Raw genomic sequence first — 15,167 nt, 5'->3', positions numbered from 1 at the left:
GATTGCGATGTCCATGGGAACGGCTCCTGTGGATGGCGGCTGGTATGCGTGTTCGACAGGTTCTATACGACAGTTCGCCTGCCGGGGGCAGCCCCTCCGTTCGCCTGCGGCGGTTTTTCGCCCCCCCACTCCCGAAAAGCCTGCGTTCGTAAAAAAATAAATAAGCTGCCGCAACGGCTGCGGCCCCAACGGCGCCCGGTCGCCGGGCAGGGGCACTGCCCGCCGACCCTACCTCCCCCGCAACGCGAAACGACCCGCCCGTTCCGCCTGAACCCATTGTCTTAGAATGGTTTTCCGGCAAAACCAGAGCCCTGTGCAGGGTCCCTGCACGACCGCCCGCCGGACCGCCGACGGGCCGTAAGTGCCTCATCCGGCCGGCCGATCGCAGCGCTCGATGCCTTCGGATCGCAGCGCTATGACTTTTGTCAGGGGTTGCCTTCCCTAGGGGCTTTCTGGCAGAAAAAAGGCCGCTGAATACAGCGGCCTTGAGTTTAGGGAGGAAACGCCCAAGAAGGGCGAAGCAGCAATCGCTTGCTGCACTGCAACAGTACCAGAAGCGGGAGGTGCTGCAACCTCCAAAGCCGGCCCCTGCGTGGGGCCGAAGCTTTTAGGGGAAAATGTTGCCGATCGGCCACAGCATGGCCGTTCCCCGCGTCCGATCCGGGCGGTTCCACGGGCGGTTCCAGGGTTCCGGCCGTTTCCATCCTGCGGCGTGCCGACCGGTCGCCGCCAGTTCAGGCAACGGCGCGAGGATTCTCCGTGACCTTCTCCACCCCATCCGCCTTCGCGGACTTCGATGCTTTCACCGCGGCTCTCGCCGGCCGCAACCCTGCCCTGTTCCTCGATTACGACGGCACGCTGGCCGCCATCGCCCCGCGGCCGGAACTCGCCGTGATGCCGGAGCAGGCCCGCGCGGTGGTGCGGCGGCTGTCGGCACTGTGCCCGGTGGCGTTCGTCAGCGGCCGCGACCTCGACGACCTCGCCGGGATGGTTGCGGTCGACGGGCTGGTCTATGCCGGCAGCCATGGCTTCGACCTGCGCGGCCCGGACCTGCGCCGTCAGGTCGGGGTCGAGTATCTTCCCGACCTGGACGACGCCGAACGGCATCTGCGCGGCCATCTGGACGGCATCGCCGGCACGCTGGTCGAGCGCAAGCGCTTCGCCATCGCCATCCACACCCGTCAGGTCGCCCCGCCCGACAAGCCGGCGGTCGCCGACGCGGTCCGCGAGGCAGTGGAAACCCGGCCGCGCCTGCGCATGACCGGCGGCAAGGAGTTGTTCGAGCTGCGCCCGAACCTGCCCTGGGACAAGGGCCGTGCCGTTCTCGCCCTGCTGGAGGCGCTGGGGCTGGACGGTGAGGGAACCGTGCCGGTCTATCTCGGCGACGACGAAACCGACGAGGACGCCTTCCGCGCACTGGCCGGATCTGGGCCGGCGGCGGGCATCGGCATCCGGGTGATGGAAACCCCCGCGCCGACCGCGGCCGGCTGGAGCCTGCACGACCCGGACGAGGCCGCGGCGTTTCTCGGACGGCTGGCGGACTGGCTTGCCGCGGGATAAACCCGGCTCATTCACCAAGCCTAAACCCGCCTGCCGCTATCCTGGCCGCTCAACCAGCCGGACAGACCCCGCCCATGGACATCGGATCGGCCACCGCCGCCGCACCCTACCGGCCGCAAAGCAGTGCGGCCGACGGAATGCAGGACGCCCAGGCGCGGGTCGCGGCGGCATCGGAACAGATCGCGTCGGGCAACCTGGACCCGGCGGTGGTCCTCGACCTGACCTCGGCCCAGGTCGATTTCGCGGCGAATGCCAAGGTGTTGCAGGCCACGCAGGAAAACAGCCGCCGGCTGCTCGACATGCTGGCCTGAGGCCTCTATCGCCGCTTGGCCGTCAGCGCCTGCCGGGCGCGTAGATTTTCGGCTGGCTGAAGTTCAGATGGTCGAGCAGCCCCTGGCTGACGCAGCCGTCGACCGGCAGCTTGGCCGCACGCTGGTAGGAGCGGATCGCCGTGCGGGTGCGCGAGCCCATCTTGCCGTCGACCGCGCCGGCCTTGAATCCATGTTCGTTCAACGCCTCCTGGGTCCCGGAGACGAAGGCCTGGTACATTTCCTGCGGCAGGTTGTCCGACGCCTCACAGGCGGCAAAGGCCGGCGACGCCATCAGCAGGGCGCCGCACAGGGCCGGAAGCAGGTAACGGTTCATTGGGCGAATACTCCGGTTCGTTGGACGCACAGGTTCCTGAAACAGCCATGCCGGCTTTTTCATTCCAACCGGCCCGAATCGAAAAGGGCGGCCGCAAGCGGCCGCCCCTCCCCATTCCTGACCCATCAGCCGCCAGCGGCGTGGGCGTCGTCGCTCTGCCCCTTGATCCGGGAGGCCAGCGCCGCCTCCAGGAAGGGATCGAGCGCCCCGTCCAGCACCGCCTGGCTCTGCGAGGTTTCCACCTCCGTCCGCAGATCCTTCACCATCTGGTAGGGGTGCAGGACATAGGAGCGGATCTGGTGACCCCAGCCGATGTCGGTCTTGGTGGCTTCCAGCGCGGCGGCGGCATCCTCGCGGATCTTCAGCTCCCGCTCGTACAGGCGGGCGCGCAGCATGTCCCACGCCTTGGCGCGGTTCTTGTGCTGCGACCGCTCCTGCTGGCAGCTCACCACGATGTTCGTCGGGATGTGCGTGATGCGCACCGCCGAGTCGGTCTTGTTGATGTGCTGGCCGCCTGCGCCCGACGCCCGGTAGGTGTCGATGCGGCAGTCCTTCTCGTTGATCTCGATGTCGATCTTGTCGTCGATCACCGGAGACACCGAGACGGCGGCGAAGCTGGTCTGGCGCCGCGCCTGGCTGTCGAACGGGCTGATGCGCACCAGACGGTGCACCCCGGCCTCGGTCTTCAGCCAGCCATAGGCGTTGTGGCCCTTGATCTGGACGGTGGCGGACTTGATGCCGGCCTCTTCGCCCGGCGTCTCGTCCAGCCAGTCGGCCTTGTAGCCGTGCTGCTCGGCCCAACGGGTGTACATGCGCATCAGCATCAGCGCCCAATCCTGGGCCTCCGTGCCGCCGGCGCCCGCATTCACCTCGACGAAGCAGTCGTTGGCGTCGGCTTCGCCCGACAGCAGGCTTTCGATCTGGAGCTGGTTGGCCCGCTTGCGCAGGCCGTAGAGCTGGGCCTCGGCATCGGCGACGACGGTCGCGTCACCCTCCAGCTCGCCCATCTCGATCAGTTCCAGGCTGTCGGACAGGTCACGCTCCAGCGCGCGGTAGCCGGCGACGGAGGTGTCGAGCTGGGTGCGCTCGCGCATGATGGTCTGGGCGCGCGAGGGATCGTCCCAAAGCTTGGGATCCTCGGCGAGGTTGTTCAGTTCGTCGAGACGCCGCAGTGCATTGTCCCAGTCAAAGATGCCTCCTCAGCAGCGCCAGCGATTCTCTGATCTCGCCGGCGGCCGCTTCGATCTCGGCCCGCATGGCGGTGCCTCCTCGTCAGCCAGAGTTGAAAGATATGTCGGGTGCATATGTAGCGGCTCGGTCTCCGGCTTGCACCCACTTAATGACCTGCCGTGGGACGCGCGATGTGCGCGCCTCTGGGACGGCTTGCCACTTTCGTGTATGGCCCAGCCCCGGCTTGGGCGGCCTAACCGTTTGGAATCATCCGCCGAGTTGATTTCAGAGTACGCCCCATAGCCGGCGGCACAACCCTACCGCGGCTGCGGGAAATCGCCGAAATCGTGGTTATCTTCGCCTCCGAACTTCGCCTTTCTTGCGCGGTCGCGCAGAGGCATGCGCATCTCTGCCGGGGGCATGATGAGCTTCACCAGCCTGAATTTCCTGCTGTTCATCACGGTGTTCAGCGCCGGCTTCATGGCGCTGGCGCGCACGCGCGCCTTCACGCCCTTCCTGCTGGCGGCCAGCTACCTCTTCTACGGCTATTGGGATTACCGGTTCTGCGGGCTGCTGGCGCTCAGCACCTTCATCGACTTCTATTGCGGGCTGAAGATCGCCGATTCGACGGACCGCCAGACCAAGAAGCTGTACCTGTTCATCAGCCTGGGCGCCAACCTGGGCATGCTGTTCTTCTTCAAATACTATAACTTCTTCGCCGACAGCGCCGAGATCGCGCTGGCCTCGCTGGGGATCGAGATCGGGCGGCGGACGCTGGACATCCTGCTGCCGGTCGGCATCTCCTTCTACACCTTCCAGAATCTCAGCTACGGCATCGATCTCTACACCGGCGAGGTGAAGCAGCCGGAGCGGTCGCTGATGCGCTACGCCACCTTCGTCGCCTTCTTCCCGCAGCTGGTGGCCGGCCCGATCGTGCGGGCGCGCGACCTGCTGCCGCAAATCCAGCAGCGCCCGCGCGACATCCCGTTCGCGGAGCGGTTCGCCGGGCTGGAAAAGGTGATCTGGGGCTATTTCCTGAAGATCGGGCTGGCCGACAACGCCGCGGTGGTGGTCGATGCCCGCTTCCACCAGCCGGAATTCTTCAACGCCCTCCAGCACCTCATCGGGCTGGTCTGCTTCTCGCTCCAGATCTACGGCGACTTCGCCGGCTATTCGCTGATCGCCATCGGGCTGGCGCAGATCTTCGGCTACACCATGTGCGACAACTTCGCCCGCCCCTATTTCGCCACCGGCATGCGCGATTTCTGGCGGCGCTGGCACATCTCGCTGTCCACCTGGTTCCGCGACTATGTCTATGTGCCGATGGGCGGCAGCCGGACGCGCTGGCTGCGCATCCGCAACGTCGTCATCACCATGCTGATCTCCGGCCTGTGGCACGGCGCCAACTGGACCTTCGTGCTGTGGGGCGCCCTGCATGGCGGCCTGATGCTGGTGGAGGACGGCCTGCGCCGGCTGGCCGCCGTCAGCCCGCTACGGCTGAGCGGCCCGGCGCTGGCCGCCGGCCGGCTGGCGATGGTCGGGCTGGTCTTCGCCGTGGTGACGCTGACCTGGCTGCCCTTCCGCGCCGACAATCTCCAGACGGTCTGGACCATCCTGGGCATCATCGCCAATGGCGATTTCGGCCTCCAGCAGGGCAACCAGCAGGCCAGCTCGCTGCTGCGCGTCGCCGTCACCGGCCTGATCGTGCTGCTGGTCGACGCGCTGGTCGAGCGCGGCGCCGGCCGCCGCTATGCCGGAACCAACGTCGTGGCCCGTTCCATGGCCTGCTCCGCCCTGATCCTGGTGATGCTGCTGTTCGGCAGCTTCGCCAACCACGCCTTCATCTATTTCCAGTTCTGACCCGACCGGACGGAGACCACCCCCATGTACCGCCTTCTGGCCTGCATCGTGCTGATCCTCGCCACCGTCACGGCGATGGACCGGGTTCTCGCCTCGGCGCTTGGCGACCTGCTGCTGCGCTCCAGCGACCGCTTCATGGCGATCTACCGCCAGCCGGACCCGGATGCCCGGCCGGCCGATGTGATCGTGCTCGGCAACTCGCGGGCGGACAACCATTTCCCCGTCTCCGCACTGCGCGGGACGGCCTGCGGCGAGGCGCTGAACCTGGGCATGGGCGGCGCCCCGACCGTGCTGTCGGCGCTGCTGTGGGAGGATTATGTCGAGCGGCACGGCGCCCCGCGCCTGCTGGTGCTGGAGCCGACCGGGCTGGTCGACAACCCGCACGACCTCGCCGACCTGCCGATGCTGGCCCATTACTCGCCGCGCATCGACGCCTTCGTCCGGCAGGAGAACGAGCAGCTGTGGCTGGCCAACCATGCCTTCCACCTGATGACCTTCAACAACAACCAGACCATGCGGCTGGCCGCCGGGCTGCTGAAGCCGGCCGCCGACCGCACGCTGGTCGGCGCCATCCCCGCCCCGCTGAAGGCCCAGCTCGCCGCCGCCCCCGAGGAGCTGATGACCGCCGACGAGGCCAACTGGCGGGCGCTGGACCGCATCGTCCGCAGCGCCCGCGACCATGGCACGCAGGTCGCGGTGGTCGTCACCCCCTATTTCCCGACCTATGCCGGCAAGCTGAGGAATTTCGACGCCTTCTTCGCCGAGCTGAGGAGCCGGCTGCCCGCCGGCGTCACCATGATCGACGCCCGCCGCGCCGTGCAGAAGGACGAGCTGTTCATGGACGCCCTGCATGTCAACGAGGACGGCGTGCGCGCCATGTTCGCGGCGCTCGAGCCCGACCTGCGCCCGCTCGGCACCTGCCCGGCCGCACCGGAGGACGCCATCGCCTCGCTGTCGGCACCGGTGGCGCATTGACAGAAGCGGCGCATTGAAACGACCGGCACCATGAAGAAAGGGGCGCCCGCGAAGGCGCCCCTTTCAATTTCCGCTCAGTACAGCCCGCCGGTCCCCAGCGTCGCCGCGGCCGGCGGGGCCGGGACGCCCGGCTGGGTCGCGCCGAAGCCCATGGCAGCGTTGGGATCGCCGAAACTCCCCTGGGAGGAGCCGTCCAGCACGATCTGCGGCTGGTCGGGGTTGGGCTCGGTGCCGGGCAGGAAGGCCTCCCAGATCGCGCGGCCGTCGCCGGGCTGGGCCAGCTGGCCGTTCGCCGGGTTGACGCGGACCAGACGCAGCCCCGGCGGAACGCGGAACGGGGTGGCCGGCTTGTCCTTCAGCGCCACCTGCATGACTTCCTTGAACACCGGCACCGCGGCCGAGCCACCGGTTTCGTGCCCGCCCAGCGAGCGAGGCTGGTCGAAGCCGATGTAGGTGCCGACGACAAGATCGGGCGAGAAGCCCATGAACCAGGCATCATGGCTGTCGTTGGTGGTGCCGGTCTTGCCGGCCAGCGGCTTGCCCAGCGACTTCAGGGCCGCCGCGGTGCCGCGCTGGACCACGCCTTCGAGGATCGAGACGATCTGGTAGGTGGTGCGCGGGTCGTTGACCTGCTCGCGGGTGTCGGGCACCGCCGGCACCGCCATCCCGTCCTTCCAGGCCACGGCGGTGCAGTTCTCGCAGGCGCGGTTGTCGTGGCGGAAGATGGTCTTGCCGTTGCGGTCCTGGACGCGGTCGATGAAGGTCGGCACCACCCGCTTGCCACCGTTGTCGAGCATGGCGTAGGCGGTGGAGAGCCGCAGCACCGTCGTCTCGCCGGCCCCCAGCGACATCGGCAGGTAGGGCTGGAGGTTGTCGACGATGCCGAACTTCTCGGCCAGCGCCTTGACCTTGTCCATGCCGATCTGCTGGGCGAGGCGGACGGTCATGACGTTGCGCGACTTCTCGATGCCGACGCGCAGCGGGGTCGGGCCGTAGAACTCGTGGCTGTAGTTCTCCGGCCGCCAGACCGGCTGGCCGCCGCCCGGATCGAAGGAGAAGGGCGCGTCCATCACCAGCGACGACGGGGTGAAGCCCTGGTTCAGCGCGGTCAGATAGACGAAGGGCTTGAAGGAGGATCCGGGCTGGCGCAGCGCCTGGGTGGCGCGGTTGAACACGCTCATGGCCGGCGAGAAGCCGCCGACCATTGCCAGCACGCGGCCGGTGTGCGGATCGAGCGCGACCAGGCCGCCCTGCACAGTCGGGATCTGGCGCAGGCCGTAGCTGCCGGGCGGCAGCTCCTTCGCCGCGGCCTTGTCGCCCTTTTTGGCCGGCTTCTCGTCCTCGTCCCTGGCGGCCGGGCCGCTCACCGCCTCGACCAGCAGCAGGTCGCCCAGCTTGGCGACGTCGGACGGCTTGCGGACCGCCGGGCCGAGGGTTTCGCCCTCCTTCCAGGCGCGGGCCCAGCGCAGTTCCGACAGGGGGATGCGGCCGCGGCTGCCGTCGGTCAGCCCGATGTCGAGCCCGTCGGCCTGATCGTCCTTCAGCACGACGGCCAGCTTCCAGCCCTCCGACCCGGCGGGCGGCGGCATGGCGGCCAGCTTCTTCGGCCAGTTGTCGAAATTCTCCATCCGGCCGACCGGCCCGCGCCAGCCATGGCGGCGGTCGTAGGCGATCAGCCCGTCGCGCAGCGCCTTGGTCGCCGCCGTCTGCAGCTTCGGGTCCATCGAGGCGCGGACCGACAGGCCGCCCTCGTACAGCGCCTGCTCGCCATAGAGCTTCACCAGCTCGCGCCGGATCTCCTCGGCGAAATATTCGGAGGTCACCACCTCCTGCTCGTCGCGCTTGCGGGTCTGCAGCGGCCGGCCCTGAGCCGCCTTGGCCTCGTCCGGGGTGATGTAGCCGTCCTCCGACATGCGGCCGATCACCCAGTTGCGGCGGGCGATGGCGGCGTCATGCTGGCGTTCCGGGTTGTAGTTGGACGGGGCCTTGGGAAGGGCGGCCAGGAAGGCGACCTCCTCGATGCTCAGCTCGTCCAGCGCCTTGTTGAAATAGTTCATCGCCGCCGCGGCCACGCCGTAGGACCGGTTCCCCAGGAAGATCTCGTTGAGGTACAGCTCCATGATGCGGTCCTTGGTGAAGGCCCGCTCGATGCGGACCGCCAGGATCGCCTCCTTGATCTTGCGGGCGAAGGACACCTCGTTGGTCAGCAGCATGTTCTTGGCGACCTGCTGCGTGATCGTGCTGGCGCCCACCGGCCGGCGGTCGCGGCCGAAATTCTCGATGTTGGTCAGGATCGCGCGCAGGATGCCGATCGGGTCGACGCCCTGGTGCCCATAGAAATTCTTGTCCTCGGCGGCCATGAAGGCGTTGATGACCCGGCGCGGCATGGCGTCGATCGGCACGAAGACGCGGCGTTCCGAGGCGAATTCGGCCATCAGCCGCCCGTCGCCGGCATAGATGCGCGTCGTCACCGGCGGTTCGTAGTTCGCCAACTTGGTGTAGTCGGGCAGGTCGTTGTCATAGTGCTCGAACAGGAAGACCAGCCCCCCGGCGCCGGCAAGCGCCAGCATCACGAAGGCCATCAGCAAGGACAGAAGAAGGCGCATGACCGATCCCGCAAGAAACGACGAAGGACGCGCCGCGGCCCCGGACCCATCGGTCCCGGACGGACGGCACGCCTGGCAAGGCGGCGCATCCTACACCGCCGCGGCGTGAAGCGCCGCCCCCGTTCCCGTCATGTCAGGAAAATGTGACGCGCAGAGGGCGCCGGCGGGAAAGCGCCGGCGCAAAGGAGGTAGAAGGGCGTCCCCGGCGGCGTTTCAGCTGCGCTGCGACCCGTGCAGCCAGCGGAAATAGGCGTCGATGGTGCGCGCCAGCCCCCTGCCCAGCCGTTCACGATGGGTGGAGGAGGACAGCAGCCCGACATCCTTCCGGTTGGACAGATAGCCCATCTCGATCAGCGCCGACGGCACGTCGGGGGCGGTCAGCACGGCGAAGCCGGCCTGCCGGTGCGGCTTGTTCGGGATCAACGGGACGTCCCGCCCCAGCGTCTGCAAGGCCAGCGTCGCGAAGCGCTTGGAATGGTTCATGGTGTCGCGCTGGGCCAGGTCGATCAGGATGTTGGCGACCAGCCGGTTCTCCCCCGACAGGTCGAGCCCGACCAGCGCGTCCGACCGGTTCTCCTTGGCGGCCAGCATCTCCGCCTCGCGGTCCGACGCCTTGTCCGACAGGGTGTAGATCGACAGGCCGCGCATGTCGCCGCTGCTGATGCTGTCGGCGTGCAGCGAGATGAACAGGTCCGCCCCGGCATCGCGTCCGATGGCGACGCGGTCGCGCAGGCGGATGAACACGTCGCTGTCGCGGGTCAGCTTCACCCGGTAGCGGCCGGTCGCCTCCAGCTGGCGCTTCACCTCCCTGGCGGCGGCGAGCGTGATGTCCTTCTCATAGACGCCGCCGACGCCGATGGCGCCGGGATCCTGCCCGCCATGGCCGGGGTCCAGCACGATCAGCGGCCGTTCCGCAACGGCCGGCGGCTTGTTCTCCGGCGGCGGCGGGGCGATGGGCAGCGCGGCGGGCATCAGCTGCGCCGGCGGGATCGGCGGCAGCGGGGCGAAAGGCGGCGGAGCGGCGACGGCGCTCGACGCGGTGGCGCTGGAGCCGCCGGACTCGGTCGACAGCGTCTGCTGGGGAAGCGGCACCGCCATCGCCGACGCCACCACCGACGCCATGGTCAGCGTGCTCCCGCCACCGGCGGCCCTGCCGCCATCCCTGCCTGCGGATGCCGCAGCGAGCTGGCGGAACTCCGCCGGCGTGGTCCGCTCCAGGTCGAGGACGAGGCGGGGCTGGCGGCCGTCGCGCGCCGGGATCATGAAGCCGTCGCGCAGGCGGGCCGGCCCGACGGTCTCGAAGGTCAGGCGCGTGCCGCGCTGGCCGCCCGCACTCTGCCCGGCCGCATGGTGATAACGCGCCACCACCCCCTTGCCCTCCACCGGCAGCGACCCGCCGGGCCAGGCCAGATCGGGCAGCTCGACGATGACCCTGTAGGGATCGGCGGCAAGCGATACCGAGAAGGGAACGGCGTCGCTCAGCTCCAGCACGAAGCGCGTCATGTCCGGATGCAGGCCGAGCCGGGCGTCGACCACTGCGGTCCGCTGGGGCGGGGCCGGCAGGGCGGCCGTGGTCTGCGCCGCCGAGGGGCCGGGGACACCGAGCAGCAGCAACACCAACAGACCCTGCACCAGCAGAACCGGCAGCGCCGCGGCGAACTGGCGGGCCGTCTTTCCCAACGGCCGGCCCGGCCGCCGGAGGAATGCGGACGGGCGGGCCGGCGTGGCGGCGGTCGGCAGGCTGGGCGGCCGTGGCATCGACTCTCCTCGGCGGCAGACGGGAACGGCGATCGGGAACGCGGTGCGGACACTGCGGAATCGATCCAGCTATAGCCCAGCCAATTCAACGCTCTCAACGCGGATCGCCGGATCCCGTGTCAATTGCCGGCGGGGGTGCCGTTCCTGCAACACTGGTCCGGCCGGCGGAAGGCCGCGCCCCGACCACCCCCACGTTTCCGTGCGGCGAAACTGTTCGCCGAATCGGCGCATTTCCGCGTTGTACAAGAGGGATCGCTTGTCTATGGTATCTTTGCGACAGACCGCAATTCGCCAGATTCGGGCCGGAATCCCAAGGTGGGCGCCGATCTCGCTGATCCCCGGATCAGCCGATCGCCGGTCACGGGGCCGTCCATCGGGGCTGCGGCGTCGCCCCCGACCCCGCCCGTCCGGCCATCCGCGCCGGAGGGACGTCGCGGGGTGGCGCGATCGGATTGGCGGTGAGAGGACGAAACCTCGAAGCTGGCTGTGGCCGCAAGGCGGCAGCCCGGCGCGTGTCCACCGGTCCGTCCTGGCTGCTCTCGTCAGCGCCGTTCGGCGGTTCCGGTCCGTCGCGCCGTATGCTTCGCCCACAACAGACGCTGCGTCCAGGCGGCCCGACCGGTCGCGCGGGTTCCCTGGGTCGCGCCGTTGAGGAACGTATATGGCCAAGCGCATGCTGGTGGACGCCACGCACCCGGAAGAAACCCGGGTCGCCGTGGTCAATGGGAACCGGCTGGAGGAACTCGACTTCGAGATCGCCAGCCGCAAGCAGCTGAAGGGCAACATCTACCTGGCGAAGGTGACGCGGGTCGAGCCCTCGCTCCAGGCGGCCTTCGTGGAATATGGCGGCAACCGCCACGGCTTCCTCGCCTTCTCCGAAATCCATCCCGACTATTACCGCATCCCGATGGCCGACCGCGAGGCCCTGCTGGCCGAGGAGCGCCGGCTGGAGGAGCAGGCGGAAGCCCGGGCCGAGGCCGCCGCCGACGGCGCCGTGATGGCCGAGCCGATCCGCCCGGAGCAGATCGTCGAGGAATGGTCGCCGATGCCCTCGCCCATCGCGCCGGAGGCTTCCGACGAGGAGGGCGACGACGAGGAGTCCGAAGGCGGCTCCGACGAGGATGAGAACGGTGCCGCAAACGGCTCCGAGAACGCCGCCGAGGACCGCGGCGCCCCGTCCGAAGGCTCCGTCCCGACCCCCGACATGCTCGGCGGCGACGAGGACGAGGAGGTCGAGACCCAGCGCCGCCGCTCGCGTCCGCTGCGCTCCTACAAGATCCAGGAAGTGGTGAAGCGCCGGCAGGTGATGCTGGTGCAGGTGACGAAGGAGGAGCGCGGCAACAAGGGTGCGGCGCTGACCACCTACCTGTCGCTGCCCGGCCGCTATTGCGTGCTGATGCCCAACACCGGGCGCGGCGGCGGGATTTCCCGCAAGATCACCAACCCGGCCGACCGCAAGCGCCTGAAGGAAATCCTGTCGGACCTCGACATTCCGGACGGCATGGCGGTCATCCTGCGCACCGCCGGGCTGGAGCGCTCCAAGCCCGAGATCAAGCGCGACCTGGAATATCTGCTGCGCCTGTGGGACGACATCCGCGAGCAGACGCTGAAGTCGTCGGCGCCCTGCCTCATCTATGAAGAGGCGAACCTGATCAAGCGGTCGATCCGCGACCTCTACGCCAACGACATCGACGAGATCTGGGTCGAGGGCGATGCCGGCTTCCGCACGGCGCGCGAATTCATGGACATGCTGATGCCGGGCCATTCCCAGCGCGTCCAGCTGTACCGCGACAGCCAGATCCCGCTGTTCCACCGCTATCAGGTGGAAACCCAGATCGACGCCATCCACAGCCCGGTGGTGCAGCTGCGCTCCGGCGGCTACATCGTCATCAACCCGACCGAGGCGCTGGTTTCCATCGACGTCAACTCCGGCAAGTCGACCCGCGAGCGCAACATCGAGGAAACCGCCTACAAGACCAACCTGGAGGCCGCCGACGAGGTGGCACGCCAGCTGCGTCTGCGCGACCTGGCCGGCCTGATCGTCATCGACTTCATCGACATGGAGGAGCCGCGGAACAACGCCGCCGTCGAGCGCCGCATGAAGGAGGCGATGAAGAACGACCGGGCGCGCATCCAGCTCGGCCGCATCTCCGCCTTCGGCCTGCTGGAGCTGTCGCGCCAGCGTCTGCGCCCCTCGCTGCTGGAGACGAACTTCGAGCGCTGCCCGCACTGCTCGGGCACCGGCGTCGTCCGCTCGGTCGAATCGGCCTCGCTGCACGTCCTGCGCGCCATCGAGGAGGAGGGCATCCGCAAGCGGTCGGCCGAGATCACCATCTACGTCCCGACCTCCATCGCGCTCTACATCCTCAACCAGAAGCGCGGCGAGCTGGCCAAGATCGAGGATCGCCATGCGTTCAGCGTCATGGTCCAGGCCGACGACACCCTGATCGCCCCGGACCATCGCCTGGAGCGCAACAAGGCCCGCCTGGCCGACGAGGACGCGCCGCTGGTCAGCGCCGACCGCGTGATGGCCGAGACCGACCGCGCGCTCGCCGCCGAGCCGGTCGAGACCGTCGAGGAGCCGGAGGTCGAAACCGAAACCGTCCAGGCCGCCCAATCCGCCCAGGCCGAGGAAACCGGCGAGCGTGCCGAGGCCAACGGCGACGCCAATGGCGAGGATCGCCGCCGCCGCCGCCGCCGCCGCCGCGGCCGTGGCCGTGACCGCGAGGACGGCCGTCCGGAGGGTTCGGGCGACGCCGAGGCCGGCGACGAGACGGACGAGGCCGGCGACGAGGTGAGCCAGGAGGCCGACGAGGCCGCCCCGCTCGCCGCCGCCCCGGCCGATGCGATCCCGGAAGCCGCGATCTCCGAACCCGCCGACCTCGAAGGCGACGAAGCCGACGAGGAAGAGGGTGAGGGCGAAGGCGAGGACGAAACCGGCGCCGATGCCGGCGACCGCAATGGCGATGGCCGCAAGAAGCGTCGCCGCGGCAAGCGCGGCGGTCGCCGCCGGTCGCGCCGCGAGGGTGCGGAAGGCCTGGAGGGTGGCGAGGAAACCGCCGCCGACCTGCCGGTCGCGGCCGAGGCCGCTGCGGCCCACGCCCCGGTCCCGGCCGAAGCTCCCGACCTCGACTGGATCCTGGCGGGCGAAACCGCTCCGGCACCGGAACCGGTGGTCGAGGATGCAGCCCCGGCACCGGTGGTGACGCCGGCAAAGAAGGCGTCCCGCAAGCGCAAGGCCGCGGCCGAAGCGCCGGTGGAAGCCGCTCCGGTGGCTGCTCCGGCCGTCGCCCCGGTGGCTGCCGAAGCGCCGGCCAAGGGCCGCAAGCGCAAGGCCGCCGCCGCTGTCGAAGCGCCGGCTGCTGCCGCTCCGGCCATCCCGGTCGAGGTGCCGGCGGAAGCCGCCGCCGAAGCGGTTCCGGCCAAGAAGGCGGCCCGCAAGCGCAAGGCCGCTGCCGAAGCGCCGGTGGAAGCCGCTCCGGTGGCTGCTCCGGTCGTCGCCCCGGCGGTTGCCCCGGTGGCCCCGGCGGTTGCCGAAGCGCCGGCCAAGGGCCGCAAGCGCAAGGCCGCCGCTGCCGCCGAAGCCCCGGCGGAGGTCGCCACCGACAAGGCTCCGGCCAAGAAGGCGGCCCGCAAGCGCAAGGCCGCTGCCGAGGCGCCGGCAGAAACCTCGGTGGAAGCTGCTCCGGCGGCTGCCCCGACGGTCGAGGCACCGGCTGCCGCTCCCGAGCCGGTGGCATCCGAACCGGCGAGTGCCGGCGACGACGCCGACTCCTCCGCCAAGCCGCGCCGCGGCTGGTGGAAGCGGTAAGCCGAACGGCCCTTTCGGGACCTGAGGAACGGAAAAGGCGCCGCAGGGCGCCTTTTCCTTTTCCCGGGCGTTATTCTCCCTGCCACTTGGACAGGTCGGACCATGAGCAAGGCCTTCACCCGCGAGAACGACACGCCCGACGACGACGAGCTCGACGATCCGGCACCGCTTCCCCAGGGGTTCAAGAACTACATGACCCCGCCCGGCTTCCAGCGCCTGCAGGAGGAGCTGCGCCACCTGCTGCGGGTGGAGCGGCCGAAGGTGGTCGAGGTGGTGTCCTGGGCGGCCGGCAACGGCGACCGTTCGGAGAACGGCGATTACCTGTACGGCAAGAAGCGGCTGCGCGAGATCGACCGCCGCATCCGTTTCCTGAACAAGCGGCTGGAATCGGCGGTGGTGGTCAATCCGCAGGACCAGAAGAACCGCGAACAGGTCTTCTTCGGCGCCACCGTCACCTATGCGCGCGACGATGACAGCGAGAACACCGTCACCATCGTCGGTGCCGACGAGGTCGATCCCGACCGCGGCCACATCAGCTGGATTTCCCCCATCGCCCGCGCCCTGCTGAAGGCCCGCGTGGGCGATGTAGTCGATGTGCGCACGCCGGCCGGGATGGAGCAGATCGAGGTGCTGGAGATCGGCTACGCGGAGTGAATGGAAGCGCGGCCGGCCCCCACCCTAACCCTCCCCCGCTGAGCAGGGGAGGGAAATAAGCCCTTGTTGGGAAAGGCGGCGGCAGTCCCTCCCCCGCGAGAGCGGGGGAGGTTAGGAGGGGGCAAACC

10 protein-coding genes are annotated in these 15,167 nt (G+C 69.1%); 6 read left to right on the top strand and 4 right to left on the bottom strand.

Annotated features, from left to right (window positions below; genetic code table 11):
* Positions 1-759: 759 nt before the first annotated feature.
* Together otsB and ABMY26_RS16345 are read left to right on the top strand one after the other, a co-directional pair.
* Positions 760-1,560, top strand: a complete 801-nt coding sequence (gene otsB / locus ABMY26_RS16350; RefSeq protein WP_372398290.1) for a trehalose-phosphatase — start codon at positions 760-762, stop codon at positions 1,558-1,560.
* A gap of 74 nt (positions 1,561-1,634) precedes the next feature.
* Positions 1,635-1,871, top strand: a complete 237-nt coding sequence (locus ABMY26_RS16345) for a hypothetical protein (protein WP_372398289.1) — start codon at positions 1,635-1,637, stop codon at positions 1,869-1,871.
* A 22-nt stretch (positions 1,872-1,893) separates the two neighbouring features.
* Here the strand turns inward: ABMY26_RS16345 and ABMY26_RS16340 are convergent, their stop codons facing one another.
* Together ABMY26_RS16340 and prfB are read right to left on the bottom strand one after the other, a co-directional pair.
* Positions 1,894-2,205: a peptidoglycan-binding protein gene (locus tag ABMY26_RS16340; protein WP_372398288.1), complete on the bottom strand. Its 312-nt coding sequence runs from the start codon at positions 2,203-2,205 to the stop codon at positions 1,894-1,896.
* Between the two features lie 125 nt (positions 2,206-2,330).
* Positions 2,331-3,462, bottom strand: a protein-coding gene (prfB, locus tag ABMY26_RS16335; RefSeq protein WP_144428105.1) for a peptide chain release factor 2 whose coding sequence is annotated in 2 segments (ribosomal slippage) — positions 2,331-3,392 and positions 3,394-3,462 — 1,131 coding nt in all. Because the reading frame shifts where the segments join, the coding sequence is not laid out codon by codon here.
* Positions 3,463-3,774: 312 nt separating this feature from the next.
* On the opposite strand from prfB, the gene ABMY26_RS16330 reads away from it, so the two are divergent.
* Together ABMY26_RS16330 and ABMY26_RS16325 are read left to right on the top strand one after the other, a co-directional pair.
* Entirely contained in the window at positions 3,775-5,235 is a 1,461-nt protein-coding gene (locus tag ABMY26_RS16330; RefSeq protein ID WP_372398287.1) for an MBOAT family protein, read from the top strand.
* Between the two features lie 24 nt (positions 5,236-5,259).
* Entirely contained in the window at positions 5,260-6,210 is a 951-nt protein-coding gene (locus ABMY26_RS16325) for a hypothetical protein (protein ID WP_372398286.1), read from the top strand.
* A 74-nt stretch (positions 6,211-6,284) separates the two neighbouring features.
* On the opposite strand, the gene ABMY26_RS16320 is transcribed toward ABMY26_RS16325, so the two are convergent.
* Positions 6,285-8,816: a penicillin-binding protein 1A gene (locus tag ABMY26_RS16320; RefSeq protein WP_372398285.1), complete on the bottom strand. Its 2,532-nt coding sequence runs from the start codon at positions 8,814-8,816 to the stop codon at positions 6,285-6,287.
* A gap of 213 nt (positions 8,817-9,029) precedes the next feature.
* On the bottom strand, positions 9,030-10,574 hold the full coding sequence (locus ABMY26_RS16315; protein WP_372398284.1) for an N-acetylmuramoyl-L-alanine amidase: 1,545 nt from the start codon (positions 10,572-10,574) through the stop codon (positions 9,030-9,032).
* 661 nt (positions 10,575-11,235) lie between these two features.
* Here ABMY26_RS16315 and ABMY26_RS16310 point away from each other — a divergent pair.
* Together ABMY26_RS16310 and greB are read left to right on the top strand one after the other, a co-directional pair.
* Positions 11,236-14,385 (top strand): ribonuclease E/G, encoded by a 3,150-nt coding sequence (locus ABMY26_RS16310; RefSeq protein ID WP_372398283.1) that lies wholly within the window; start codon positions 11,236-11,238, stop codon positions 14,383-14,385.
* Between the two features lie 102 nt (positions 14,386-14,487).
* Positions 14,488-15,039, top strand: a complete 552-nt coding sequence (gene greB / locus ABMY26_RS16305) for a transcription elongation factor GreB (RefSeq protein WP_372398282.1) — start codon at positions 14,488-14,490, stop codon at positions 15,037-15,039.
* Positions 15,040-15,167: the final 128 nt, after the last annotated feature.

Origin of the sequence: Azospirillum sp. HJ39 (assembly GCF_041507355.1) — a bacterium.
In the GTDB taxonomy this organism is placed as follows: domain Bacteria; phylum Pseudomonadota; class Alphaproteobacteria; order Azospirillales; family Azospirillaceae; genus Azospirillum; species Azospirillum thiophilum.
This window is presented reverse-complemented; position numbering and strand designations above follow the sequence as displayed.

Bases quoted from the DNA above. Each gene is read 5' to 3' on its own strand.
- ABMY26_RS16330 (WP_372398287.1), top strand. From the start codon at position 3,775: ATGCGCATCTCTGCCGGGGGCATGATGAGCTTCACCAGCCTGAATTTC.
- ABMY26_RS16315 (WP_372398284.1), bottom strand. From the start codon at position 10,574: ATGCCACGGCCGCCCAGCCTGCCGACCGCCGCCACGCCGGCCCGCCCG.
- ABMY26_RS16320 (WP_372398285.1), bottom strand. From the start codon at position 8,816: ATGCGCCTTCTTCTGTCCTTGCTGATGGCCTTCGTGATGCTGGCGCTT.
- greB (WP_372398282.1), top strand. From the start codon at position 14,488: ATGAGCAAGGCCTTCACCCGCGAGAACGACACGCCCGACGACGACGAG.
- ABMY26_RS16340 (WP_372398288.1), bottom strand. From the start codon at position 2,205: ATGAACCGTTACCTGCTTCCGGCCCTGTGCGGCGCCCTGCTGATGGCG.
- ABMY26_RS16325 (WP_372398286.1), top strand. From the start codon at position 5,260: ATGTACCGCCTTCTGGCCTGCATCGTGCTGATCCTCGCCACCGTCACG.
- ABMY26_RS16310 (WP_372398283.1), top strand. From the start codon at position 11,236: ATGGCCAAGCGCATGCTGGTGGACGCCACGCACCCGGAAGAAACCCGG.
- ABMY26_RS16345 (WP_372398289.1), top strand. From the start codon at position 1,635: ATGGACATCGGATCGGCCACCGCCGCCGCACCCTACCGGCCGCAAAGC.